17 protein-coding genes and 1 pseudogene are annotated in these 25,472 nt (G+C 57.1%); 15 read left to right on the forward strand and 3 right to left on the reverse strand.

The window, feature by feature from the left end; all coding sequences use genetic code 11:
• The first annotated feature begins 27 nt into the window (after window positions 1-27).
• The 4 genes from lon (at window position 28) to NH344_RS14685 (ending at window position 7,925) form a co-directional block, all read left to right on the forward strand.
• Window positions 28-2,487, forward strand: a complete 2,460-nt coding sequence (lon, locus tag NH344_RS14670) for an endopeptidase La (RefSeq protein ID WP_228168681.1) — start codon at window positions 28-30, stop codon at window positions 2,485-2,487.
• Between the two features lie 159 nt (window positions 2,488-2,646).
• Window positions 2,647-4,818, forward strand: a complete 2,172-nt coding sequence (locus tag NH344_RS14675) for a PAS domain-containing methyl-accepting chemotaxis protein (protein ID WP_253028066.1) — start codon at window positions 2,647-2,649, stop codon at window positions 4,816-4,818.
• Window positions 4,819-4,948: 130 nt separating this feature from the next.
• The gene (gene ilvD, locus NH344_RS14680) at window positions 4,949-6,793 is read left to right on the forward strand and encodes a dihydroxy-acid dehydratase (RefSeq protein WP_044630388.1); all 1,845 of its coding nucleotides are present in this window, start codon (window positions 4,949-4,951) and stop codon (window positions 6,791-6,793) included.
• 76 nt (window positions 6,794-6,869) lie between these two features.
• Window positions 6,870-7,925 carry an oxidoreductase gene (locus NH344_RS14685; RefSeq protein ID WP_044630373.1) on the forward strand — a complete coding sequence of 352 codons (1,056 nt, stop codon included), beginning with the start codon at window positions 6,870-6,872 and terminating at the stop codon, window positions 7,923-7,925.
• A 145-nt stretch (window positions 7,926-8,070) separates the two neighbouring features.
• On the opposite strand, the gene nudE is transcribed toward NH344_RS14685, so the two are convergent.
• Complete coding sequence (nudE, locus tag NH344_RS14690; protein WP_044630372.1) at window positions 8,071-8,685, reverse strand: ADP compounds hydrolase NudE; 615 nt, start codon at window positions 8,683-8,685, stop codon at window positions 8,071-8,073.
• A 70-nt stretch (window positions 8,686-8,755) separates the two neighbouring features.
• Between nudE and yrfG the strand changes: the two genes are divergently transcribed.
• The 10 genes and pseudogenes from yrfG to rsd all read left to right on the forward strand — a co-directional run bounded on the left by yrfG (window position 8,756) and on the right by rsd (window position 19,781).
• Complete coding sequence (gene yrfG / locus NH344_RS14695; protein ID WP_044630371.1) at window positions 8,756-9,433, forward strand: GMP/IMP nucleotidase; 678 nt, start codon at window positions 8,756-8,758, stop codon at window positions 9,431-9,433.
• A 25-nt stretch (window positions 9,434-9,458) separates the two neighbouring features.
• On the forward strand, window positions 9,459-9,848 hold the full coding sequence (gene hslR, locus NH344_RS14700) for a ribosome-associated heat shock protein Hsp15 (protein ID WP_044630370.1): 390 nt from the start codon (window positions 9,459-9,461) through the stop codon (window positions 9,846-9,848).
• Window positions 9,849-9,914: 66 nt separating this feature from the next.
• Window positions 9,915-10,790: an Hsp33 family molecular chaperone HslO gene (hslO, locus tag NH344_RS14705; RefSeq protein ID WP_044630369.1), complete on the forward strand. Its 876-nt coding sequence runs from the start codon at window positions 9,915-9,917 to the stop codon at window positions 10,788-10,790.
• A 307-nt stretch (window positions 10,791-11,097) separates the two neighbouring features.
• A complete protein-coding gene (locus tag NH344_RS14710; RefSeq protein ID WP_044630368.1) occupies window positions 11,098-12,654 on the forward strand; it encodes a phosphoenolpyruvate carboxykinase in 1,557 nt (518 codons plus the stop codon).
• A 217-nt stretch (window positions 12,655-12,871) separates the two neighbouring features.
• Window positions 12,872-14,017: an RNA-guided endonuclease TnpB family protein gene (locus NH344_RS14715; protein WP_044630367.1), complete on the forward strand. Its 1,146-nt coding sequence runs from the start codon at window positions 12,872-12,874 to the stop codon at window positions 14,015-14,017.
• A gap of 89 nt (window positions 14,018-14,106) precedes the next feature.
• Window positions 14,107-14,401, forward strand: a pseudogene (locus NH344_RS14720) (peptide-methionine (R)-S-oxide reductase).
• A gap of 89 nt (window positions 14,402-14,490) precedes the next feature.
• Complete coding sequence (locus NH344_RS14725) at window positions 14,491-16,845, forward strand: Tex family protein (RefSeq protein ID WP_253028067.1); 2,355 nt, start codon at window positions 14,491-14,493, stop codon at window positions 16,843-16,845.
• Between the two features lie 142 nt (window positions 16,846-16,987).
• Window positions 16,988-18,628, forward strand: a complete 1,641-nt coding sequence (gene gshA / locus NH344_RS14730) for a glutamate--cysteine ligase (RefSeq protein WP_253028068.1) — start codon at window positions 16,988-16,990, stop codon at window positions 18,626-18,628.
• Window positions 18,625-19,125: a disulfide bond formation protein B gene (locus tag NH344_RS14735; protein WP_230835163.1), complete on the forward strand. Its 501-nt coding sequence runs from the start codon at window positions 18,625-18,627 to the stop codon at window positions 19,123-19,125. Before gshA ends, NH344_RS14735 begins: the two co-directional genes overlap by 4 nt.
• Before the next feature lie 167 nt (window positions 19,126-19,292).
• The gene (gene rsd, locus NH344_RS14740; RefSeq protein ID WP_044630363.1) at window positions 19,293-19,781 is read left to right on the forward strand and encodes a sigma D regulator; all 489 of its coding nucleotides are present in this window, start codon (window positions 19,293-19,295) and stop codon (window positions 19,779-19,781) included.
• Between the two features lie 144 nt (window positions 19,782-19,925).
• Here rsd and NH344_RS14745 read toward each other — a convergent pair whose 3' ends face one another.
• Both NH344_RS14745 and NH344_RS14750 read right to left on the reverse strand, forming a co-directional pair.
• Window positions 19,926-23,003: an efflux RND transporter permease subunit gene (locus NH344_RS14745; RefSeq protein WP_253028069.1), complete on the reverse strand. Its 3,078-nt coding sequence runs from the start codon at window positions 23,001-23,003 to the stop codon at window positions 19,926-19,928.
• Window positions 22,987-24,078: an efflux RND transporter periplasmic adaptor subunit gene (locus NH344_RS14750; protein ID WP_253028070.1), complete on the reverse strand. Its 1,092-nt coding sequence runs from the start codon at window positions 24,076-24,078 to the stop codon at window positions 22,987-22,989. Before NH344_RS14750 ends, NH344_RS14745 begins: the two co-directional genes overlap by 17 nt.
• Before the next feature lie 225 nt (window positions 24,079-24,303).
• On the opposite strand from NH344_RS14750, the gene NH344_RS14755 reads away from it, so the two are divergent.
• On the forward strand, window positions 24,304-25,278 hold the full coding sequence (locus NH344_RS14755; RefSeq protein ID WP_016913321.1) for a malate dehydrogenase: 975 nt from the start codon (window positions 24,304-24,306) through the stop codon (window positions 25,276-25,278).
• Window positions 25,279-25,472: the final 194 nt, after the last annotated feature.

A 25,472-nucleotide genomic window follows, 5' to 3' on the forward strand; every position in this document is an offset into this window, starting at 1 on the left:
CACTAGTGACTGTTGATGGGAGGGCGCATGAGCGACCAGGATTACGATCGAGAACACGAACATCAAGACTGGCTTACTGAGAGTGAGTCGCACGATTCTCAAGAAGATAACCCCAAAAGCAACGGTTACCGCTCTGATGGGGAGCGGGTAAATTCGCTATTGCCTGCCAGTGAGATGCTGCCCGAGCGCATCTACCTGCTACCGATTCATAACCGTCCTTTCTTTCCTGCCCAGGTTCAGCCGCTGGTCATTAACCGCGAGCGCTGGGAAGAGACCATGCGCCGGGTCAATAACACGCCACACCACACTATCGGCGTTGCGTTTGTTGGGGAGCATGGCGTTGAGTCGCTGGATCATGAAGTCTTCCCCGAGATTGGCACCGCAGTGAAGGTGCATAAGCTCAAAGGCGAAGATCAACAGATTCAGTTCATTGCTCAGGGGTTGCAGCGTTTTAAAATCCAGCGCTGGCTCTCCAAAGAGCCGCCTTACTTGGTGGAAGTGACTTACCCGAAAGAGCCGGTCAATGCCGAAGATGAAGAGACCCGTGCCTATGCCATGGCGATCATCAACGGCATTAAAGAGCTGCTGCCCATTAACCCGCTCTACGGGGAGGAGCTAAAACACTACCTTAACCGTTTTAGCCCCCATCAGCCCGGCCCGCTGACCGACTTTGCCGCCGCGATTACCTCGGCCAAAGGCCCAGAGCTGCAAGACGTGCTGGCAACGCTACCCGTTGCCGAGAGGATGCAAAAAGTGCTGCCGCTGCTGCGTAAAGAGATCGATGTCGCCCAGTTGCAAAGCGAAATCAGCGAGCAGGTCAATGCCCAGATGCAGGAGCGTCAGCGGGAATTTTTCCTACGCGAACAGCTGAAGGTGATTCAGCGTGAGCTGGGCATCTCTAAAGATGACCGCGAAAACGACGTGGATACTTTCCGAAACCGGCTGGAATCCTTGGTGGTGCCAGAGCGAGTTCAGGCACGTATCGATGAGGAACTGAATAAACTCAGCGTGCTGGAAACGGGCTCGCCGGAGTATGGCACCACCCGCAACTATCTGGACTGGTTAACCTCGCTGCCTTGGGGAGTAACCAGCCAGGATAAGCTGGATCTTGCCCATGCTCGAGAAGTCCTCGACCGCGACCACGATGGCCTAAAAGACGTGAAAGAGCGGATTGTCGAGTTCCTTGCCGAGGGCACCTTTAAAGGCGATGTAGGCGGCTCGATTGTGCTGCTGGTTGGCCCGCCAGGGGTGGGTAAAACCTCCATTGGCCGCTCTATTGCCGAAGCGCTGGGACGTAAGTTTTATCGTTTCTCGGTGGGCGGTATGCGGGATGAGGCTGAAATCAAAGGCCATCGACGCACCTATGTAGGCGCAATGCCCGGTAAGCTCGTTCAGGCGTTCAAAGAGGTTGAGGTAGAAAACCCGGTCATCATGCTGGATGAAATTGATAAGCTGGGTCAATCTTTCCAGGGTGACCCCGCCTCGGCGCTGCTGGAAGTGCTTGACCCCGAGCAGAACGTTGACTTCCTCGACCACTATCTCGACGTGCGGATGGATCTTTCCAAGGTGCTCTTCGTGTGCACCGCTAACACGCTGGATAGCATCCCCGGGCCGTTGCTCGACCGTATGGAGCAGATTCGCCTGTCGGGCTATATCGCTGAAGAGAAGCTGCAGATCGCCAAGCATCACCTCTGGCCCAAGCTGCTTAAGCGCGACAACTTGTCGAAGAGGCGCATTAACTTGAGCGATGCGGCGCTGAAGCAGGTGATTGACGGCTATGCCCGTGAAGCAGGCGTACGTCAGTTAGAAAAACAGCTGCACCGCATTGTGCGCAAAGCCGCGGTGAAACTGCTGGAAGAAGATGTTGAAACCGTCAAGGTCTCGGTCAAGAACCTGGAAGAGTTCCTGGGCGCACCGCTTTTCCGTAAAGAGAAAGTCCTGAAAGGCGAAGGAGTCGTCACAGGGCTTGCCTGGACATCCATGGGCGGTGCCACGCTGCCCATTGAGGCAGGCAAGGTGCATTCGCTAGATCGCGGCTTCAAGCTAACCGGCAAGCTGGGCGATGTGATGAAAGAGTCGGCCAATATTGCCTACAGCTACACCTTGGGGCATTTGGCGGAGTACGGTGCGGATGCAGATTTCTTTGACTCTGCCTTTGTTCACCTCCACGTGCCTGAAGGAGCCACGCCGAAGGATGGCCCCTCTGCCGGGGTAACCATGACCACCGCGCTACTGTCGTTGGCTAAACATCAAGCCATCACTCGCCCGTTGGCGATGACCGGTGAGTTAACCCTCACCGGCCAGGTGCTACCGGTAGGCGGTATCCGCGAAAAAGTGATTGCCGCACGGCGCAGCGATATCTTTGAGGTCATCTTGCCTGAGGCAAATCGCCGTGATTACGAGGAGCTACCGGATTACCTAAAAGAGGGGATGACGGTGCACTTTGCTAATCGCTACCGGGATGTTGCTAATGTGGTCTTCAAGTAGCTGGCCAGCATGATGGGCTTACACAAGCAATAAAATCATTAAAAGCGCCGCTCTGAAGAGAGCGGCGCTTTTTTACATCTGTTTACTGGTTAAGTGCCCCGCTAATTCTGGATAATAAAGAAAAATCAAATTATTAAAAAATGCCCCTGGGGAGCTTCTATGCGCAACAACCAGCCCGTTACCCAACGCGAATATGTGCTTGATGAAGAGACCGTGCTTATTTCACGCTCTGATTTAAAAGGTAATGTGACCTATGCCAACGCAGCCTTTGTGGAAGTCAGCGGCTATTCAAGGGATGAACTGCTTGGCGCGCCGCATAATTTAATTCGCCACCCCGATATGCCCGAAGCCGCTTATGCCGATTTTTGGAAAATCATTCAGGCAGGTGGCACTTGGCAGGGAACGGTTAAAAATCGCCGTAAAAATGGTGATCACTACTGGGTCAATGCCACAGTGGCACCTTTGAGAGATGGCGACCGCATTGTTGGCTACACCTCTTTACGCCGCAAAGCCTCGGATAAACAGATCGCCTTGGCAGACCGAGTGTATGCGGAGATACGCGAAAAGGGTAAATCCCGCCGCTATGCTCTCCACCAAGGGGCGTTAACGCGCCGAGGCCTTGGCGGTATTGTGGCGCGCTTTCAGTTCACAAGCTTAAAAGCCAAGTTAACCGGCATGGTTGTCGTTGCAGTGGTCCTGCTGGGTTTATCGGGCGGGTTAGGGCTGTATGGCTTAAATGCTTCTGGAGAGCGGCTTGAAACTCTCAACCGCGCAGGTCTTGAGGCAGTAGCTGACCTGCAGTTAATCGAGCGTCACATTGGTTTGGGCGTTGAGCAGTTGGAGCCTGCGGTAAGAAACCCACGTCGAGTGGATATGGACGCAGTGTCTGCCAGTCTCACCAGCAGCACGCAGACCGCTCAGCAGCTGTGGGAAGAGTACCGCCAAACCAGTAGTGCACCCGAAGAGAGTGTAGAAGCGTTTAATGCTGCCTTTAGCACTTGGCGTGATGGTGTTGCTAGCGCCATTGAAGCCGTTGGGCAAGCCAATGGGTTTGCGGCATTTGAATCGCTCAATAGCGTAGTGCTGCCCGCGACTACCGAGATTCGCGAGCTAAATAGCCAGTTGGTCGACTACGAGCGTGCTGGCGCGGTCAATTTGATGTCAGATGCTCGCCAGGGTCGCCAGCAGATGTTTATTGCGCAGTTGGTGCTGATGCTGATTGGCCTGTGTGTGCTGGTCGCCCTCAGCGTATTTATCTTGAAATCTGTCTTCCGCAGCTTAGCGGGGGCACGCTATATGACGTTCCAAATTGCGGCGGGTAACTTAGCGGCACGGGAGCGCCGTCAAAGTAATGATGAGCTAGGCGAGCTGCTCTATTCGCTGGATACCATGCGCTTTAGTCTCTCTAGCATCGTTGGTGATGTGGAAAACCGCGTGTCGGTCGTCACCCCCGCCATTCAGCAAATTGCCACCGAAAACGAGGAGCTGGCGACGCGAACCGAACAACAAGCGTCATCGCTGCAACAAACGGCTTCCAGCATGGAAGAGATGACCTCAACCGTTCAGCAAAATAACGATAATGCTCGCCAAGCCACAGAGCTTGCCCAACAAAATGCTATCAGTACGCGAGCTACTCGTCAGCAGATGGAGCAGTTGGTTGAACGTATGCAGCGCATCGCCAAAAGTGCCGAAAAGATGACTGAAATGATAGGGGTTATCGATAGCATTGCCTTCCAAACCAATATTTTGGCACTCAATGCCTCGGTAGAAGCCGCGCGAGCCGGTGAGCACGGGCGCGGGTTTGCGGTGGTTGCCAGCGAGGTGCGGGTGCTGGCAAGCCGCAGTGCCGATGCATCTCAGGAAATTCGCAAGATGATCGACAGCACGACACAGGAAGTGCAAGGGGGGCGTAGTGCGGTGGAGCAAGCAGAAAGTGCCATCGAAAACGTCGTGGAACAGGTAAGCCGTGTGAGTGAGTTAATGGCCTCCATTAGTACCGCTTCCAGCGAGCAGAGTAGCGGTATTAGGCAGATTAATGCGGCGATTGCGGAAATGGATAGCGTGACTCAGCAAAACGCCTCCAAAGTGCAGTCTATCGCCGCGTCAGCAGACAACCTTGCCCTGGAAGCCTTTGAACTGGCTAACGTGGTTGATGCTTTCCGCTTGGAGGGAGCGCAAGCAGAGAGCATTAGTGCTGCCCGTGAGAAGCTTAGCAGCGTTCAAAAGGCGGCCAAGCAAGCAGCGCCTCGCCTGTCGAGCAGCAAATCTTCCAAGCAGCAGGCCAGTAGGCAGAGCACCAGCACGAGTGCTGATGAGTGGGATGAGTTTTAACCGCTAACCCCCGTTGGTTGCCCTCTACATCTAGTCTCAGCGGTGCGCTCATGCCACAATCTAAGGCCGCTGGATTCAACTGCCTGCCGCCATGTATGCGGCAGGCCATGATAAAGATGTAGAGGACACCATGCCCGAGTATCGCTCCCGTACCACCACCGCTGGCCGCAATATGGCTGGCGCCCGTGCCCTTTGGCGTGCCACCGGTATGAAAGATGACGACTTTCATAAGCCGATTATTGCGGTCGCCAATTCCTTCACCCAGTTTGTACCCGGTCATGTGCATCTAAAAGACATGGGCCAACTGGTGGCGCGTGAGATTGAAAAAGCGGGCGGCGTAGCCAAAGAGTTCAACACCATCGCCGTGGACGATGGCATCGCCATGGGTCATGACGGCATGCTCTATTCGCTGCCGAGCCGCGATATCATTGCTGACAGCGTCGAGTACATGTGTAACGCCCACTGCGCCGATGCACTGGTGTGCATCTCCAACTGCGACAAAATCACCCCAGGAATGCTGATGGCCGCGATGCGCCTCAATATTCCGGTGATCTTTGTATCAGGCGGCCCGATGGAAGCCGGTAAGACCAAACTCCTGGATCACGGCCTCGACCTCGTCGATGCCATGGTCATGGCGGCCGACGACAGTGTCGATGACGAAACCCTGGCCGAAGTCGAGCGCAGTGCGTGCCCTACCTGCGGAAGCTGCTCGGGTATGTTCACCGCCAACTCTATGAACTGTCTCACCGAAGCATTGGGGTTGGCCTTGCCGGGTAACGGCACCGTCCTGGCGACCCACGCCGATCGTCGCCGTCTGTTCGAAAATGCCGGTCACCGTATTGTCGAGCTGGCCAAACGCTATTACGAGGGCGAAGAGGCGCACCTGCTCCCCCGCGCGATTGGTAGCAAAGCCGCTTTCAAGAACGCCATGACGCTGGATATCGCCATGGGCGGCTCGACCAACACCATTCTTCACCTGCTGGCCGCCGCCCAAGAAGCGGAAGTTGACTTCACCATGGCGGATATCGACCGTCTCTCTCGTGAAGTGCCGCAGCTGTGTAAAGTGGCTCCTAATACCCAGAAGTACCATATCGAAGATGTACACCGCGCCGGCGGCATTATGGCCATCTTGGGTGAGCTGGACCGGGCAGGCGTACTCGATACCTCGGTGCCGACTGTCTATGGCGATAGCCTGAAGGCCGCTCTGGAAGAGTGGGATATCATGCGCTCGCCTAGCTCAGAAGTGGTTGAGTTCTTTAAGGCTGGCCCTGGCGGTGTACCGACTCAAACCGCTTTCTCCCAAAGCGCCCGCTGGCCAAGCCTGGATGGCGACCGCGCCACCGGCTGTATACGCGATTTGGAGCACGCGTTCTCCCGCGAGGGCGGCCTGGCCGTGCTTTACGGCAATATCGCGCTGGATGGCTGCGTGGTGAAAACCGCAGGGGTTGATGACTCCATTTTGGTATTTGAAGGCAAAGCCCACGTGGTGGAGTCTCAAGACCAAGCGGTGGCCGACGTGTTAGATGGCAAAGTAAAAGAGGGCGATGTGGTCGTCATCCGCTACGAAGGCCCCAAAGGCGGCCCCGGCATGCAAGAGATGCTGTACCCGACCTCTTATCTGAAATCGAAAGGGTTGGGCAAGGCCTGTGCGCTGCTCACCGATGGTCGCTTCTCCGGTGGTACATCGGGCCTATCGATTGGTCATGTTTCTCCGGAAGCGGCAGCAGGGGGCGCGATTGGTTTGGTCGAGCAGGGCGACACCATCTTGATCGATATCCCCAACCGCTCCATCAACGTGCAACTCAGCGATGCCGAGCTGGCTAAACGCCGTGAAGCCATGGATGCCAAAGGCAAAGATGCCTGGAAGCCGGTCGAGCAGCGCCCGCGTAAGGTTACCCCTGCGCTCAAAGCCTATGCGCTACTCGCCACCTCCGCCGATAAAGGCGCGGTGCGCGACCTCTCTAAGCTAGATTAATCTCTCCATCAAACAGCCCGTCTCGTGCGGGCTGTTTTTTTGCCAACCTGAACCGTCACATCGACTAAGGATTGTAATGAAGGCGATCATCAACGTTGGCCTTGTTGGCTATGGTTTCGCAAGCAAGACGTTTCACGCCCCGCTGATTCAAGCGACCGCAGGGCTGGATTTAGTGGCTGTCTCTTCCAGTGATGCGGCCAAAGTGAAGGCGGACCTGCCTAACGTGGAAATAGAGAGCCAAGCGCTGGCGCTATGTAAGCGCCCAGACCTTGATCTCATTGTGATTCCCACGCCAAACGATACCCACTTCCCCTTAGCCAAAGCGGCGCTCGCGGCGGGTAAGCATGTGGTGGTGGATAAGCCCTTTACCGTTACGCTCTCAGAAGCAAAGCAGTTAAAAGCGCTGGCGTTGGATAAAGAGCGGATGATTTCGGTATTTCATAACCGCCGCTGGGATAGTGACTTCCTGACCATTCAAGCGCTCTTAAAGAAAGGCACGCTAGGGCGCATGACCGGCTTTGAGTCGCGCTTTGATCGCTTTCGCCCTGAAGTGCGTGACCGCTGGCGGGAAAAAGCCACCCCAGGGGGCGGTATTTGGTACGACCTAGGCCCGCACCTGCTAGATCAGGCCTGCGAGCTATTCGGCACGCCCAACGCCATTTTGCTAGAGCTAGGCGTACGCCGTGACGGCGCCAAAGCCGATGACGACTTCCTCGCCTTGCTGGAGTACGAGGGTTTCCGAGTGAGCTTGAGTGCCGGTACGCTGGTGGCAGAACCCACGCCGCGCTACCGCATCCATGGCACCAAAGGCAGCTATATCAAGTACGGCTTAGACCCGCAGGAAGATCGTTTGAAAGCCGGGGAAACGCCGTCTTCAGCCTGGGGAGAAGATAGCCCTGGAACGCTGACCCTGCGCGAGGGAGAGGGTGAAGACGCACCGCTTGTCCGTCACGACCACCCCACATTGCCCGGCGACTATCTCGCCTATTACCAAGGGGTAAGCGCGGCGATTCGTGATAAAGCGCCGCTTCCCGTGGATATCGATGACGCCTTGCGTTGCATGGCGCTCCTCGAAGCTGGCCTAGACAGCCACCGCCAACGCCGCTGGATCCCGTTAAAACACCACCTATAGCAACTCAGCAGTGGAACTTTGTAGGCGGTTACGCCGCTAATGACTGATGTGGGAGGCCAATTTTATTGGGCGATTTTCTGAGTCGGCTGAGAGCTTGAATCGTCGCGGGCTGAAGCCCCTCCCACAACATTGTCAAGGGCGTGTGCTAGAGCAAATCCATCCCGCCACGGCGCTTCTCTTCGCGTAGTTTATCCCGCGCAATATAGAGCGCGGCGATGGCGCGGGCTTCGTGGAAGTCTTCGCGCAAGAGTAGTGCAGGAAGTTCTTCAATAGCATGGGTTTCTACAATCAGCGGTTCGGGCTCGTCACCCGGTAAGCGTTTGGGGTAGAGGTCCGTTGCCATCAACACCTGCATGCGGTGGCGCATGTAGTTGGGCGCTAGCGAAAGCTCCACTAAGGGTTCCATGCGGTGCGCGCCGAAGCCGCACTCTTCCATCAGCTCGCGGTTGGCGGCGGTGACTATGTCTTCGCCGGGGTCGACCAAGCCTTTGGGAAGCGTCAGCACATAATCTTCGAACCCCGCAGCATACTCCCGAATGAGCAGCACATGGTCCGGGTCGGGCATGGCAATAATCATCACCGCACCGCGATCAGCCCCCGTCAAACGCTCAAACTGTCGCTCTTCCCCATTAGAGAAGCGCAAATCCAGTGACTCAATTTGAAATAGACGGCTTTGGGCGACGCGCTGGCGGCCTAAGATTTGCGGCTTGCGCGGATAGCCGGTTAGCGTATCGCCTGTTGTTGTGTCGTCGCGTGACATCATGCCTCCGTGGCTGCAAAAAACGGGTTACGCTACAATAGCACGCTTACTCTTTAAGACTGGAGCGGCAATGATTGATTGGCGCGAGATCGATACCGTCCTACTCGACATGGACGGCACGCTGCTAGACCTTCACTTCGACAGCCACTTTTGGCTTGAGCACCTGCCGCGGCGCTACGTAGAGCTGCACCAGCTAGACCAAGCCAGTCAGGATGCGCTCAAAGCACGCATTATGGGTGAGCAGGGCACACTGAACTGGTACAGCCTTGCCTACTGGAGCCGCGAGCTGAACGTGGATATCGTTGCCCTCAAGCGCGAAGTGCAGCACTTGATTGGGCTACGCAGCGATGCTTTGGACTTCCTGACATGGCTCAAGCAAGCTCACCCCCGAGTGGTACTTGCTACGAATGCCGACCGCGCAAGTCTCGCATTAAAACTCCCGCTCACGGGGTTGGAAAACTACCTAGACGCCATCATCTCATCAGAAGACGTGGGGGCTGCGAAAGAGGAGCAAGCCTTCTGGTTTGCACTTCAAGAACGCGAGCCATTCGACCCCGCACGCACCCTGTTTATTGATGATAATGCCCGGGTGCTAGAGAGCGCTCGCGAGTTTGGCATCAAGCATCTGTTAGGTATTAAGCAGCCTGACAGCCAACGCCCAGAGAAAGAGCTACAGGAATTTATTGCCCTTGACCGATTTGCCCAGCTGCTACCCGCAGAGTTGCCAGGGCAGCGCTCACACATCTGAGTTCACACACATTAGGAGAGCGTGAATGAGTGACAGCGTTCGCTTGGATAAGTGGCTATGGGCAGCGCGGTTTTTTAAAACCCGTGCTCTGGCCAAAAAAGCCATTGAAGGCGGCAAAGTCCATTACGACGGAGCTCGTGTAAAAACCAGTAAGAACGTTGAGCTGGGTGCGCTGATCCGTGTGCCGCAAGGCTGGGATATCTTCGAGGTGGAAGTGACCGCGCTATCCGACCAGCGTCGAGGCGCACCGGAAGCGCGTAAGCTCTATGCGGAAACCGAAGATAGCGCTAAACGTCGTGCCAAAGAGGCCGAAGCGCGCCGCTTAACCAACGAAGCCATGCAGCACCCGCTTAAACGCCCTGATAAAAAACAGCGGCGCGATATCCAGCGCTTCCAGCGCCAGCAAGGGGAGTAAGCAGCCGCTTACCCTGCTGTGCTCTCCTATTACTTCTCCTCCTACTTCTCCTCCCATGGTCTTTTTATGTCTGATCAAATTCAACGCTTTTTGTTTGACCAAACTAACGTGCGTGGCGAGATCGTTACGCTCAGCACGGCTTACCACGAAGTGCTCGACCGCCACGCCTACCCACCCGCAGTTAACCAACTGCTGGGTGAGTTGCTAGCGGCGGTCGCCCTATTGACCGATACCGTTAAGCTGGATGGTACGCTCAGTATCGAAGTGCGGGGCCAGGGAGTGCTCGCCCTGTTAATGGCAGAGTCCAACCCCGGCGGCGAGCTGCGGGCCATTGCACGTATTGCCGAAGACGCCGCACTGCCCAGCGAACACGCTAGCTTCCGCGAGCTGGTAGGGGACGGCCAAATCGTGATTACCCTAGACCCTAAAGAGGGGCATCGCTATCAGGGCATCGTCGGGCTGGATCACGATACTCTGGGCGGCTGTCTGGAAGCCTACTTCGGCCAGTCGGAGCAGCTGCCCACGCGGCTTTGGCTAGCTGCTGACGGCGAACGGGCAGGAGGGCTGCTTCTCCAGCGCTTACCGGATGCGTCGCAAAACCAGGATGTAGACGCCTGGGAGCGCAGCGTTCACCTAGCCGATACTATCAAGCAAGAAGAGCTGCTGGGCTTAGAGCAGCGAGAAGTGCTGTATCGCCTCTATCATGAAGAGACCGTGCGGGTCTTCGACCCCAAAGCGCTGAGCTTTGGATGCACCTGCTCGCGGGAGCGCATGAGTTATGCGCTCTACACCCTTGGCAAGGATGAACTTCGGGATATTTTGCGCGAACAGGGCGCGATTGATACCCAATGTCACTTTTGTCATACGAAATATCACTACACCGCAGCGGATATTGAAACTTTGTTGGAGGACCCAGGCGCGCCACCGCCGGTGATTCACTAATTGTGTAGTCGGCACCTGACGAGGGTGCGTTTGGGGCGGGATGCTGCACCCCGCGCACCGCACCGTTTGATGGCGAAAAGCCAAACAGGTGTTTGAAAATATACTGCGCTGCAACACAAAATGTAGTGTCATTGTAGTAGTTTAACTACAAGATATTTGGTAAAAGCCCCCGTTTCCCGGGGGCTTTCTTTTTGCCATAATGCGCCAAACTTCAGCGCACCTAGCCTGCTGTGACCGCAATGCCACAGGCTAGGATGATTCTCAAGGCGTCGGTGACGCCCGGTAAATTAGAGACCCAGGAATCGACATGACCACGACTCAAGCCGCTCCCCAAGCCCACGTTAATCTCAGCAGCGCCGAACTGATCGAGCGCGCAGTGGCCCGTGGTGAAGGTCGCCTCGCGGCGAACGGAGCCCTGGTAGTCAACACCGGCGTACGCACCGGGCGTTCACCGAAAGACCGTTTTATCGTCGATGAGCCCTCCACCCGTGACAGCATTGATTGGGGCAGCGTTAACCGCCCCTTCGACGCTGAAAAATTCTCAGCTCTTTGGGCGCGGGTTGAAGATCACCTGAGTAACGGCGAGCACTTCATTTCTGAGCTGCACGTGGGCAGCGACGCCACTCACTACCTGCCGGTACGCGTGACCACTGAAACCGCTTGGCAGAACCTATTTGGTCGCACCATGTTTGTACGTCCTCAGGCCTACAACCAAGCCGCCAAAGAAGAGTGGACCATTCTTAACGCCGCAGGCTTCGAGTGTGACCCGAACCGCGACGGCACCAACTCCGATGGCTGCGTCATCATCAACTTTGCCGAGCGTAAAGTGCTGATCGCTGGCATGCGCTACGCCGGCGAAATGAAGAAAGCCATGTTCTCTGTGCAGAACTTCCTGCTGCCCGCTTCCGACGTGCTGCCGATGCACTGCTCGGCTAACGTGGGCGAAGATGGTGAAACCTGCCTGTTCTTCGGCCTCTCTGGCACCGGCAAAACCACGTTGTCTGCTGACCAAGCGCGCTTCCTAATCGGTGATGACGAACACGCTTGGGGCGACGGCATTGTCTTCAATATGGAAGGCGGCTGCTACGCCAAGTGCATCGACCTTTCTGAGAAGAACGAGCCGGTCATCTGGAACGCGATCAAGTTTGGCACCGTGCTGGAAAACGTCGTACTCGACGACCGTCGCGAGCCGGATTACGCCGACGACAGCCTGACTCAGAACTCTCGTGCTGCCTACCCGCTGGAGCACGTTGAGAAGCGCGTTGCAGAAAACCTGGCAGGCGAGCCGAATGCCATCGTCTTCCTGACCTGCGATATGTCGGGTGTTCTGCCGCCGGTCTCCGTGCTGTCCAAAGAAGCGGCGGCTTACCACTTCCTGTCAGGCTACACAGCGAAAGTCGGCTCCACCGAAATGGGTTCTTCCGAAGGCTTGGCGGCGACGTTCTCTACGTGTTTCGGCGCTCCATTTTTCCCGCGTCCGGCCCGTGAGTACGCCGACCTTCTGATCAAGCGCGTTGAGAAGAAAGACGCCCAGGTTTACTTGGTCAACACTGGCTGGACCGGCGGTGCTTACGGTGAAGGCGGTTCACGCTTCTCCATTCCGACCACTCGCGCCATCATCAGCGCGATTCAGTCTGGCATTCTGCGCGATGTAGAAACCAAGCACATTGAAGGCTTAAACCTGGAGGTGCCGGTAGCCGTACCGGGCGTAGACTCCAGCCTGCTCGACCCTCGCGAGACCTGGGCAGACCGCGACGCTTATGACCGCCACCTGCAAGAGCTGGCCACTAAATTCGTTGAGAACTTCAAGAAGTTTGAAGGCGTTAACGAAGCCATCATCAAAGCAGGCCCGCAGTTGACATAATTTTTACACCCAAGTGTAAATTGTCGAACGTACGGACAACTAAGTAATCAGAAAGGGACAGTGCCACGGCACTGTCCCTTTTTCATCAATGTTGCGCGTGAAACCCCGTCCTTTTAGGGCGGGGAGGGATAGCGCGGCGGCGTCAGCCGCCCCTGTTCCCGCTCCTCCGTTTTAAGTTGGTTGCTATCTTCACACAAATAAGACTAAAGTGTGAACTATGACGAAACGCGCTTATAAATATCGGTTTTACCCAACCCCCGAACAGGCTGAGCTGCTGGCTCAGACTTTCGGCTGCGTGCGTTTTGTCTATAACTCGATACTACGCTGGCGTACCGATGCCTTTTATCAGCGCCAGGAAAAAGTCGGTTATGTCGGCGCTAACGCCCGACTGACCGAACTCAAGAAAGACCCCGAGTTGGCATTTTTGAGCGAAGTCAGCTCGGTGCCGTTGCAGCAATGCCTTCGCCACCAGCAAACCGCCTTCAAAAACTTCTTTGAGGGCCGCGCTAAGTACCCGGTATTCAAGAGCAAGCGGCACCGCCAGTCGGCGGAGTTCACCCGCTCGGCCTTCAAATACCGGGACGGCAAGCTGTATCTGGCCAAGAGCAAAACCCCGCTGAACATTCGCTGGAGCCGTGAACTGCCCGGCGAACCCAGCACCGTCACGGTTTCCAAGGACTCGGCAGGCCGCTACTTTGTGAGCTGTCTGTGCGAGTTCGAACCCAGCAAGTTGCCGGTTACCTCCAACATGACCGGCATTGATCTGGGCCTGAAAGACCTGTTTATCACCGACCAGGGTGAACGGGTCGGCAATCCCCGCCATACCGCGAAATACGCCGCCAGGCTGGCCAAGGCACAACGACGACTGAGCAAGAAAAAGCTCGGCTCGGCCAACCGTGCCAAGGCCCGGCAGAAGGTGGCGAAACTTCACGCCAAAATCTCCGATTGCCGACAGGACAATTTGCACAAATTGTCCCGCAGATTGATTAACGAGAACCAAGTGATCTGTGTCGAATCCCTGAAAGTGAAAAACATGATCCGCAACCCCACGCTGAGTAAAGCGATTGCCGATGCCGGATGGGGTGAGTTCGTGCGCCAGTTGGCGTACAAGGCAGAATGGGGCGGACGCTCACTGGTCGCCATTGACCAGTGGTTCCCCAGCTCCAAACGCTGTTCGGGTTGTGGGCACACATTGTCGTCGCTGCCGTTGACGGTCAGGAAATGGAACTGCCCCGAATGTGGCGCAAACCATGACCGCGACCACAACGCCGCAACCAACATTAAAGCCGCCGGGCTGGCGGTGTTAGCCCTTGGAGAGAATGTAAGCGGCATGGCGTCAGTCTCCATGTCCTGTTCTCGGTGAATTGGGAATCTCCTTCCTTTAGGGAGGGGAGCAGTCAAATCTGCTTGTTTCTCTTTACTATCCAACCGTTGTCGATGGGAGTTATGCCAATGAAACGTCGTCACTTTTTAGGCTTAGCCGGCTTAACCGGCTTAGCGGGTGTTTTGCCGGGTGTCTCGTTTGGCTTTCCGCGCCTTGATCTTGAGGCTGCCCCAGATTTAGGTGCTGCGCGAAGAGGGGGTAGAGGCAGCATTCTCAAGCCCCTTGGATAAGCAGTACGATGAAGGCGCATACCACTGTGCAGGCTGCGATTTGCTGCTGTTCACCAGTGCCATGAAGTACGACCCTGGCACCGGCCTGCGTTGGTGTAATAACGGCGTTGTGCTGCGCTTTGTGCCCGCCTAACGTTGGGAGTAAAGGGCAATCCATGCCAGTCTAGGTGGTTTGTGGTACCTTGTCGGCACCTCGAATGCTGCATGAGTTAGTTGCACGTTATGGATGTCAAACAACGCATTACTGCACGCTTGGCCGAAGAGCTAAGCGTCCGGCCTGAACAGGTCGCCGCAACGGTAGAGCTTTTGGATGGTGGCGCTACCGTTCCTTTTATTGCCCGTTACCGTAAAGAAGTCACTGGCGCGCTGGATGATACGCAGCTTCGCCAGTTGGACGAACGCCTGCGCTACCTGCGCGAGCTTGAAGAGCGTCGTGAAGCGGTACTGGCCGCCATCGATGAGCAGGGCAAGTTAGACCCCACACTCAAAGCGACCATTCAAGCTGCCGATACCAAGCAGCGTTTGGAAGATTTATACCTCCCCTTCAAGAAAAAGCGCCGCACCAAAGCCCAAATTGCCCGTGAAGCCGGGTTAGAGCCCCTGGCGGTTGCGCTGTTAGCGAATCCAACGCTTGACCCCGAAAGCGAAGCCGCCCAATACCTGCGCGAAGCCGAAGGGGATATCCCCGCCATTGAAGATGCCAAGGCGGCGCTGGATGGTGCCAAGCAGATTCTGATGGAGCGCTTTGCAGAAGACCCCGAGCTGATTGGTCAACTGCGGGAGCGGCTATGGCAAGAGGGCGAGCTCAGTGCGCGCGTGCTGGATGGCAAACAGCAGGAGGGCGCGAAGTTCTCCGACTACTTCGAGCACGACGAAAAGCTGGCGAAAGTGCCCTCGCACCGGGCGCTGGCCATGTTCCGTGGCCGCAACGAAGGCATCTTAAGCCTAGCGATCCGTTTGCCGGGCGAAGACGACGCACCCATTCATCCCGCCCAAGTGGCGATTGCCAAGCACGTAGGCATTAGTGATGAGGGACGCGCGGCGGATAAATGGTTAAGCGAAGTAGTTCGCTGGACCTGGCGCGTGAAGCTTTACACCGCGTTGGAAACCGAACTACTGGGCCGCCTGCGTGAACACGCCGAGCAGACCGCCATCGACGTATTTGCCGCCAACCTGAAAGACCTACTACTGGCAGCGCCTGCCGGGCAGAAAGTCACGTTGGCATTAGACCCCGGCCTGCGCACCGGCTGTAAAGTAGCGGTGATCGACGCCACCGGTCAGTTTATTGACCAAGCAACGATCTACCCCCATGCGCCGCAAAACCGCTGGGATGAATCCCTTAACGTGCTGGCCAAGCTAGTAAAACAGCACGGTGTGGAGCTGATCGCGGTAGGTAACGGCACCGCCAGCCGCGAAACCGACAAGCTCGCGGGCGAGCTGGTAAAAGCGCTGGTCCCAGCCCATCGGCTGAGCAAGGTAATGGTATCCGAGGCGGGCGCATCGGTGTATTCGGCATCCGAGTACGCCGCGCGCGAACTCCCGGATCTGGACGTGACGATTCGCGGCGCTGTCTCTATCGCTCGCCGCTTGCAAGACCCTTTAGCCGAGCTGGTGAAGATCGAGCCCAAATCCATTGGTGTGGGCCAGTATCAGCACGATGTTTCCCAAGTGCAGCTCTCTCGCAGCTTGGAAGCCGTGATTGAGGACTGTGTTAACGCCGTGGGCGTGGATCTCAATACCGCGTCCAGCGCGCTGCTTTCCCGTGTGGCAGGCCTAAGCGCCGCTATTGCCGAAAATATCGTCGCTCAGCGCAACCTGCAGGGGGCATTCAAGAGCCGTAAAGAGCTGCTTGAAGTGAGCCGCCTTGGCCCGAAAACCTTCGAGCAGTGCGCAGGCTTTTTGCGTATTAGCAATGCTGAGAACCCGCTGGATGCCAGTGCCGTTCACCCCGAGGCGTATACGCTAGTGGAGCGCATCGCCAAGCAGAATAGCCGTGATGTGAAAGGTTTGATTGGCGACAGCACGACCCTGAAAGCACTCAAGCCCGCCGACTTCGCCGACGAGCGTTTTGGTGTACCCACCGTGAGCGACATCCTCAAAGAGCTGGATAAGCCCGGTCGCGACCCGCGCCCAGAGTTCAAAGCCGCTGAATTCCGCGAGGGCGTTGAAACCCTCAATGACCTCAAGCTCGGCATGGTGCTGGAAGGCACTGTCACCAACGTGACCCACTTCGGGGCGTTTGTGGATATCGGCGTTCACCAAGACGGCCTCGTGCATATCTCGGCGCTTTCCGACCGCTTTATTGATGATCCGCGTAGCGTTGTGAAGGCGGGCGATATCGTCACGGTAAAAGTGATGAGTGTGGATATTCCGCGTAAACGGGTAGGGCTATCCATGCGTTTGGGTGACGAGCCGGAACAGCCCGAAGCACCAGGCAGCACAGCCTCGGCAGCGCCGCGCAAACCCACTCGCAGCAGCCGCCAAGGTGGGCAGCGCCAGGGCAATCAGCAGAGCGAACCCCCTGCTGCGATGGGTGCGCTTGGGGCTGCGCTGATGAAAGCCAAGCGGGGCAAATAGTCGCGCGGCTTGAATATTTAACCATTGTCGCCATATCCTGCTGTCTATTCTCGATTAGAAAGCAGGGTAATAGTTATGGCGATGCCAGCTGACTTCAACAAGGCCTGCTTAATGCAGACCTTACTAACAAGGAGTGTTCACCTTGTCTGAACCTCTCACTGTGCCATCTTCGCTCACCGCCCAGGTAGAGCGGCTGCTGCCAAGCGCGCGACTTGGGCGCTTAGGGCGCTTGCGTCGCGGGTTGGAGAAAGAGGGTCTGCGTGTTGATGCCAACGGACATATTGCCCAAACGGCTCATCCGCAGGCGCTGGGGTCAAAACTGACTCATCCGCACATCACCACCGATTACTCAGAGGCGCTACTGGAGTACATCACTCCGGTGTACTCCGAGCCTAAAGAGGCGCTGGCGTTTTTATCTGATCTGCACACCTTTACCTATCACCACTTGGAAAACGAGTGGATCTGGCCGGGCAGCATGCCCTCGCGGCTTTCAGGTAACGATAGTGTGCCCATTGCGGATTACGGCAGCTCTAACGTCGGCACCATGAAGCATGTCTACCGTAAGGGTTTAGACGTACGCTATGGCCGTATTATGCAGGCCATCGCGGGCGTGCATTACAACGTGTCGCTGCCGGACGATATGTGGCACGCGCAGCGGGAAATGGAAAAAGCCACCAACATCCCGTTTAACGATTACCGCTCGACCCGCTACTTCGGGATGATTCGCCACTTCCGCCGCCATAGTTGGTTGCTGCTCTACTTGTTTGGCGCGTCTCCTGCGATAGACAAAAGCTTCCTGCCGAATGGCCAAGTGCCGGATAAGCTGCAGCCGCTCAGCGACGATACCTATTACGCGCCTTATGCCACTACACTGCGTATGTCGGATCTTGGCTATCAGAATAAAGTGCAGTCGCAGCTTAAAATTTGCTTCAATTCGCTGTCGAACTACGTCAACACGCTGCGCCATGCCATTTCCACCCCCTGGCCGGACTACGAAGCGCTGGGCGTGAGAAACGGCGACGAGTGGCAGCAGCTTAATGCCAATATCCTGCAGATCGAAAACGAGTACTACAGCGATATTCGGCCCAAGCGCGTAGCCAAGCACAACGAAACGCCAAGCCAGGCGTTGGAGGCCCGGGGCGTCGAATACATCGAAGTGCGCTGCCTGGATCTCAATCCGTTCGATCCGTTGGGCGTCACGGAATCCCAGATGCGCTTTGTCGATACCTTCCTGATGTGGTGCCTACTCAGCGACAGCCCCTGGATTTCCGATGAAGAGTGTGACCGCCTAGACGACAACCGTCGGCTGGTCGTAGAGCGCGGCCGCGACCCGGAACTGCGCCTAACTCGCAATGGGGAATCGGTCACGCTGCCTGCTTGGGGCGAGCAAATTTTTGCTGAAATGGCTGAGGTGGCACGCTTGCTGGATGCTGTCGAGGAGGGCGAACCCCATGCAGCAGCGCTTGAAGCTCTTGCACCACGCTTGAAAGATCCTTCGTTGACCCCCTCGGCGCAAATGCTGGCGCGCTTGCAAGAGGGCAATGGATCACTAAGCGACACGCTACTAAGCATGGCGCAGGCCCAAGCCGATAAGCTGAAAGCCACGCCGATGCTGCGTTCCCGCGAAGCGCTACTCGCTCAACTGATCGAGACCTCTCACCAGCAGCAGCGGGATATTGAGGAGGCCGACCAAGAGAGCTTTAGCGAGTTCCTAGAGAGTTATTTCACCAAAGCGCGAGAGTCTCGGGTGCTTTCTGCACTGCCACCCGAGGATGCGCAATGACATTATCAGCCATTCGTCCGACGGCACTCGCCGGTGTCGCGTTTTGCGTACTGATGATGGCCGTAGCGCTGAGCCTTGAGCACATTGTGGGTTTAGAGCCCTGCCCGCTATGTATTTTTCAGCGAGTAGCGGTTATCGCCGCCGGGCTAGTGCTAGCTGTGGCAGCCATTCACAACCCTAAAGGGGGCGTGGGTAGAGGCCTTTATGGCCTGTTGGGGTTAGCTGCCGTGGGCACCGGTGCCTTTATCGCCGGGCGTCATGTATGGCTGCAGGGCTTACCAGCAGATGAGGTGCCTAGCTGTGGCCCAGGGCTGGATTACATGATGGATATCCTACCTATGCAGGAAGTCGTCGCCATGGTGCTTACCGGCTCTGGGGAGTGCGCTGAGATCGACTTCATGCTGTTGGGGCTGTCACTGCCTGCCTGGACGCTGATCGGTTTTTTGGTGCTGGCCCTGGTGCCGCTGCGTATGCTGTGGCTAGCCATCAAGCGCTAGCCTAGTCGTTAGGCAGCCGATCTATCGACGGCTGTCTAACGCAAGCGTTGACTATCGAAGACGTACTCTCCAGTATCAAGGAAATCATTCCCGCCAGGATTGACAGAGGCAGAAGGAAAAGCGAGTCTAGCCCTGTTCAAGGCGGCTATCTGCAAGGAGAAAGCCCCATGCTCGAAGATTGCAAAAATGCCCTGGAGCGCTGGGGAGGCGTACACAGCTTAATTGATCGCTGGCTTGATCAGCGTCGCGCGCTACTCGTGAGCTTTATTGAACTAAAAGAAGCCTGCGATGCGGAGTTGGAAGCCGTGAGCAAGGCGCGCATTGATACCTTCAGCGAACTGCTGATGGACTATATCAGTGCTGGGCACTTTGAGATTTACCCGCAGCTTGCGGAAGAAGCGAAAGCCTTTAATGACGAAAGCGCGCTTCACATTGCCGCACAACTGCTAGAGCGCCTGGAAATGTCTACTGCCATGGTGCTGGAGTTTGATGAAGACTTCGTATCCCCGGTGCGCTGCCAACAAAACCTAGCGCGGTTACCCGCTTGGATTGACCGTCTCGCCAAAGGGCTCACCGAACGCTTCGCCCTGGAGGAACAGCTCATCGCACGCCTCCATGCAGCCCACAGCCCCCAGCAGATCAAATCTCCCGCTTAAGCCTCTGTCCTCGTAAGCCCCTTCACCCTGTGGGAGGGGCTTGTTGTGGGAGGGAGCTTTAGCTCGCGACGATTCAGGCACCAGTGCCTGCCCAGACAGTCGCCCAATGAATTGGCCTCCCACAGGCTGGCTTGTAGCTAGTTTTCAACCGAGATCTTTCTCCCGCCGTAAGCGGCCGCCAATCACCAGCATGCAGGGGGTGAGCAGCAGGGTGAGGAAGGTGGCGAACGTCAACCCACCGGCGATGGCGCTGGACATTTGTGTCCACCACTGGGCAGACGGGGCGTTGAAACCTAATGCCGGGGCAAACAAATTGACGTTGACGCCCAACACCATCGGCATCAACCCCAGTACGGTCGTAATCGCGGTGAGTAGCACCGGGCGCAGGCGTAAACAGCCTGCTTCCAAGGCCGCTTGAGCGGGGGACATGCCCTCGGCGCGCAGCTCGTTATAGGTATCGATCAAGACGATATTGTTGTTCACCACGATCCCTGCCAGCGCGATCACCCCCATGCCTACCATCACAATGCCGAACGCTTGGCCGGTGATGAGTAGTCCCATCAATACCCCTGCCGTTGAGAACACAATCGCCGACAGTACCAGCGCGGCTTGGTAGTAGCTATTGAACTGCGTCACCAGAATCAGTGCCATCAAGCCAATCGCAACCAAGAAAGCGCTGACCAGAAACTGCATCGACTCCTGCTGATCCTCTTGCTCACCGGCGACGTTAACCATCAAACCGTCGGGCAGTTGGCCTTGGCCAGCGTCCAATAGAGCGCGCAGCCGCTCATCGGCCAAGAACCCTGGAGCTAAGTCGGCTTCGACCGTAATAGCACGGCGGCCATCAATGCGGTTAAGCGTGCCCACTTTTGGTGCAGGAGTAATCTCCACAAAGTGCGAAATAGGCACCTGCCCGCGAGGGGTATTAATCGTCAAACGCTCAAGCTGGTTCAATGTGCGCCAGTTTTCTGGCAGGCGAACGCGAATATCCACTTCATCATTCACCGTCGGCGGGCGGTAAGTGGCGACTTGCAGGCCGGTGGTGAGCAGTTGAACGGCACTGCCGATGGTGGTGATATCGGTTCCCATACGGGCAGCGGCTTCGCGATCCACATGCACCTGCCACTCGACCCCCGGCAGGCTGCGGTTATCCTGAATATCGGTAAAGCCGCCAAGGTTGCGCATCATCGCCGTGATTTGATCAACCCCTGCATCGGCAATGTCCGGGTCGGTAGCACTCACTTCCAGCACAATCGGCTTGCCGCCGCCGGGGCCCATTTCCTGCTCTTGAAACTCCAGGGTAATGCCTGGGATATCCTGGGTGCGCTCAGCCATATCCGCCAGAATGGTGCGAGCAGGACGGCGCTGATACCAGTCGATAAACTGGAACTGAAGCATGCCAATTACATCACTACCCATTTGCTGGTCGGGCACAGCGTAAGAGCGGGCGTAGAGCGCCTCCACTTCCCCCATACCACCCAAGCGCTGCTCCACGCGCTGCAATATCGCGTCAGTTTCTTCCGCCGAAAAATCGCCACGGGCGCGTACCAGTACCTGGGCGCTGTCCGGCTCGACACTGGGAAAAAAGTCTACGCCATGGTTAAAGCGTGCATAGCCGGTGTACAGCAGTGCGATGAGCAGTACGGCAAACAGCAGTACCCAGGCTGGGTGCTGCAGGAGACGGCTCAGTATCCGACGGTAACCGCGGCCTAGCGCCGTGCTTTCATCTATCGGCCCGGTACCACTGGCATGAGAGGTGCGCGTGAACAGGCGGCCCAGAGTAGGCAAAAACACCAGCGCCATGGCCAGCGAGGCCAGCAAACACAAGATCACCGTGGCGGGTAGGTACTTCATAAACTGGCCCACCACGCCGGGCCAGAACAGTAGCGGGATGAATACGGCGAGTGTCGTTGCCGTGGAAGCAATCACCGGCCAGCTCATGCGCGAGGCCGCGTTGAGCCATGCTTGATGCGGCGCTTGGCCTTCGTGCAGGTAGCGGTCCGCCAGCTCGCTGACCACTATGGCTCCATCCACCAGCATGCCCGCCACGAGAATCAGCGCAAACAGCACCACGATATTGAGCGTAAAACCAAACGCCCACACCAGCAGAATGCCGGTGAGGAACGCTCCTGGAATGGTCAGCCCTACCAGCAGCGCCATCCGCCAGCCCATCACGGCCACCACCACGATGAGTACCAGCACAACGGCGGTTAACACGTTATTCAGCAGCTCCGAGAGCATATTCTGCACGGTAACCGACTCATCCAGAATAGTGGTTATCCGTAGCTGTTCGGGCAGCAGGTCTTCCGCGAGTGCGAACTGCTCTCGCACTGCTTCAATGGTCGCGATGATGTTGGCCCCAGCGCGTTTGGAGATTTCCAGCACCACGGCGGGCTGGCCATCAATACGGGCAAATCCTTCGGCCTCTTTGTAGGTGGGGTGAATCCACGCCACATCGCCAAAGGTGACCACTTGATCTCCTTCTACTTTTACCGGCATGTTCATCACGTCGTTTAACGACTCAATAATGCCGGGAACCTTTAACGCTAAACGCCCCGCGCCCGTATCCAGACTGCCTGCGGCGACCAAGCGGTTATTGCGTGATATCTGATTGAACAGGGTGTCGAAATCAACGCCGTAGCTCTCCAGCACCAGCGGGTCGACGACGATCTCCAGCAGGTCCTCCCGTTCGCCAGCAATCTCTACCTCGAGCACATCGGCGATGCCTTCGATTTCCTCTTTCAAGCGCCGGGCAATCGTCATCCGCTCCCGGGTATCCAGATCGCCGGAGAGGCCGATACTCAGAACGGGAAACTCGGAGACGTTAACTTCCATCACCCGTGGCTCTTCCGCTTCATCGGGCAGGCTGCTGCGGGCAATATCGACGCGCTCGCGCACATCGGCCAGCGCGGTGTCTGGGTCAAAACCAGGGTCGAACTCAAGCGTCACCGAACCGTGCCCTTCACTGGACTGAGCGGTGAATTTACGCAGCCCCTCGATGCCACGCAGCTCCTGCTCCATGGGGCGGACCAGTAGACGCTCGCCATCTTCGGGGCTGACGCCCTCCAGCGCGAGAGAGACGTAGATAATCGGAATGGTAACGTCGGGGTTGGCTTCTTTGGGAATCGCCTGCCATGCGGCCGTGCCCGCCAGTAGCAGCCCTACCAGTAGCAGCAGTGTGGTACGGGTATGGGTGAGGGCGGCATTAATTAACTGGCGCATGTCCACCTTCCTGGGCAGGCACGGGGGTTACTGCTTCGCCGGGGCTGACCAAGCCAGCCCCTAACGTAATGAGAGTGACCGGGTCGGGCAGGCCGCTGACATAGGCGCGCTGGGTGTCGGCGCTAACTAGCTCGACGGCGGTTTGCACGACACGATCCTCGTCATCCAAGTGCTTGATGGTTAACTGGCCGCGCTCGTCAAGGCTGAATAACGCAGGCGAGAGGGTATGCACTTGGCGGGGTGGCAATGTGATCGTGAACTCTGCACTGCCTCCCGCTAAGCGCAGGCGCTCGGGGTTGTCGAGTGCTACTTCGATATAGAACGTACGGGTCGCTTCTTCTGCACGGCTGCTGATATAGCTCACTTCGCCAGCGAGCGATCCACCGTTAAGTAGACGGGCCGTCACGGGTAACCCCACGCTTAAAGCACCTATCTGCTGCTGTGACACCCAGGCGGTACCGGTTAGGCGGCGATCATCAATCAAGCGTGCCCACTCTTCGCCTGGCTGGAGTAGGTCGCCAAGCTCTACCTGTATTCGGTCGAGGGTGCCGTCAAATGGGGCAGTGGGCCGGGTGTCTTGCAGCTGTTTCTCTAGCTGCGCCACCTGCGCCGCGCTGGCGCTGAGCGCACTTTGCAGGCGCAGCAGCTCCGGCTGGGAAATTAGCTCACGACGGCGCAGGTTCTGGGCACCGGCGTACTCGGCTTCGGCCAGCGCAAGTTCATCTCTGGCCTGCTGCAAGCGTTCGGGCAGGGCATCGTTATCCAGCACTAGTAGCGTTTCGCCCTGGCCCACGCTCTCTCCTTGCTTGACCGGCTTCTCTGCGACGTAACCCGCGACGTTGGCACGCAGCACTGTCTCACGCTCAGCGGTGAGCTGGCCCTGTAGCACCTGCTGGGGAATATACGGCGTGCTCTGCTGAGTGCTTACCTCGACGCGGGGGAGGGCCTCGGCTTGCTCTGCTGTGCTTTCAGGAGGTGAAGATTGAAACTGCTGAAAATCGCCAACGGCCAGCCATACCACTAACGCCAGCACCAGCAGGCTAGCCAGCGCGTAAGAGGGGGGAATTCGTCGCATGGGAAGTCACTGTTCCAAGGGAATGACAAAATAGATAGCGCGGTAAGGATGGTACCGCAGCCCGTCACACCATAGCGTAACTGGCCGTTTTCAGCGAGTACCAAGCCCGCGCGCGAAAGGGTAGTCGTCTCATGTCTGATTGAGTTTTTGAGCGTCTGGGCATACCATCATGGCGCTATTCTTTACCAGGCGAACCTCCATTAGGCGAACCATCAAGGAGCAATGATGAAAGATCCAGTACGTATTGCGATTACCGGCGGTGCCGGCCAGATCAGCTACTCTCTTATTTTCCGTATTGCCGCTGGCGACATGCTGGGGCCGGATCAGCCTGTCATTCTCCAGCTTCTCGAAATTCCTCAAGCGATGGACGCGCTGAACGGCGTCGTGATGGAAGTTAACGACTGTGCGTTCCCGCTGGTGCAAGACATCGTTGCCACCGACGACCCGAACGTTGCCTTTAAAGATGCTGACTTCGCTCTGCTGGTAGGTGCACGTCCGCGTGGCCCGGGTATGGAGCGTAAAGATCTGCTGGAAGCCAACGCCGCGATCTTCTCTGTACAGGGTAAAGCACTGAACGACCATGCTAGCCGTGATGTGAAAGTGCTGGTCGTCGGCAACCCGGCCAACACCAACGCGCTGATTGCTTCCTGCAACGCGCCGGATCTGGACGCTGGTCAGTTCACTGCCATGACGCGTCTGGACCATAACCGCGCGCTGACACAGCTGGCTCAGAAAACCGGCAAGCACGTCACCGACGTTGAAAACATGATCATCTGGGGCAACCATAGTGCCACCCAGTACCCGGATCTGGCCCAGTGCAAAGTAGACGGCAAAGCCGCTTTCGATCTGGTTGAGCGTGACTGGTACGAAAACGACTTCATCCCGACTGTGCAGCAGCGCGGTGCCGCGATCATCAAAGCGCGCGGTGCTTCCTCTGCCGCTTCTGCTGCGTCTTCCGCCATCGACCACATGCGTGATTGGGCGCTGGGCTGCGACGGCATCGTCAGCATGGCGATTCCTTCCGACGGCAGCTACGGCATCGCCGAAGGCATCATCTACTCCTACCCGGTTCGTTGCCAGGGTGGCAAATACGAAATCGTACAAGGTTTCGAGCTGGACGCGTTCAGCAAAGAGAAGATGCAAGCCACCGAGAAAGAACTGCGCGAAGAGCGTGCTGCCGTCGAGCACCTGCTCGGCTAAACGCGCCTGCTAAGCGCTTTTTATAAGCGGTTAGTCACGCAAAACCCCGCAAGATTTCTTGCGGGGTTTTTGTTGTGCGCCAGGCACGGCGCGTAGCGCCTTGATAGGCGCTGTTCCTGGGGGTGGTGCCTCAGGATGACTTGGGGGTGAAAGTCCCCTGCACGCCCGGTAAGGGGAAGTGCTAGCCGACGGCA

The sequence above is a fragment of the Halomonas sp. Ps84H-12 genome, assembly GCF_024124725.1.
Taxonomy (GTDB): Bacteria; Pseudomonadota; Gammaproteobacteria; order Pseudomonadales; family Halomonadaceae; genus Vreelandella; species Vreelandella aquamarina.

Bases quoted from the DNA above. Each gene is read 5' to 3' on its own strand.
- lon (WP_228168681.1), top strand. From the start codon at position 28: ATGAGCGACCAGGATTACGATCGAGAACACGAACATCAAGACTGGCTT.
- NH344_RS14675 (WP_253028066.1), top strand. From the start codon at position 2,647: ATGCGCAACAACCAGCCCGTTACCCAACGCGAATATGTGCTTGATGAA.
- ilvD (WP_044630388.1), top strand. From the start codon at position 4,949: ATGCCCGAGTATCGCTCCCGTACCACCACCGCTGGCCGCAATATGGCT.
- NH344_RS14685 (WP_044630373.1), top strand. From the start codon at position 6,870: ATGAAGGCGATCATCAACGTTGGCCTTGTTGGCTATGGTTTCGCAAGC.
- nudE (WP_044630372.1), bottom strand. From the start codon at position 8,685: ATGTCACGCGACGACACAACAACAGGCGATACGCTAACCGGCTATCCG.
- yrfG (WP_044630371.1), top strand. From the start codon at position 8,756: ATGATTGATTGGCGCGAGATCGATACCGTCCTACTCGACATGGACGGC.
- hslR (WP_044630370.1), top strand. From the start codon at position 9,459: ATGAGTGACAGCGTTCGCTTGGATAAGTGGCTATGGGCAGCGCGGTTT.
- hslO (WP_044630369.1), top strand. From the start codon at position 9,915: ATGTCTGATCAAATTCAACGCTTTTTGTTTGACCAAACTAACGTGCGT.
- NH344_RS14710 (WP_044630368.1), top strand. From the start codon at position 11,098: ATGACCACGACTCAAGCCGCTCCCCAAGCCCACGTTAATCTCAGCAGC.
- NH344_RS14715 (WP_044630367.1), top strand. From the start codon at position 12,872: ATGACGAAACGCGCTTATAAATATCGGTTTTACCCAACCCCCGAACAG.
- NH344_RS14725 (WP_253028067.1), top strand. From the start codon at position 14,491: ATGGATGTCAAACAACGCATTACTGCACGCTTGGCCGAAGAGCTAAGC.
- NH344_RS14735 (WP_230835163.1), top strand. From the start codon at position 18,625: ATGACATTATCAGCCATTCGTCCGACGGCACTCGCCGGTGTCGCGTTT.
- rsd (WP_044630363.1), top strand. From the start codon at position 19,293: ATGCTCGAAGATTGCAAAAATGCCCTGGAGCGCTGGGGAGGCGTACAC.
- NH344_RS14745 (WP_253028069.1), bottom strand. From the start codon at position 23,003: ATGCGCCAGTTAATTAATGCCGCCCTCACCCATACCCGTACCACACTG.
- NH344_RS14750 (WP_253028070.1), bottom strand. From the start codon at position 24,078: ATGCGACGAATTCCCCCCTCTTACGCGCTGGCTAGCCTGCTGGTGCTG.
- NH344_RS14755 (WP_016913321.1), top strand. From the start codon at position 24,304: ATGAAAGATCCAGTACGTATTGCGATTACCGGCGGTGCCGGCCAGATC.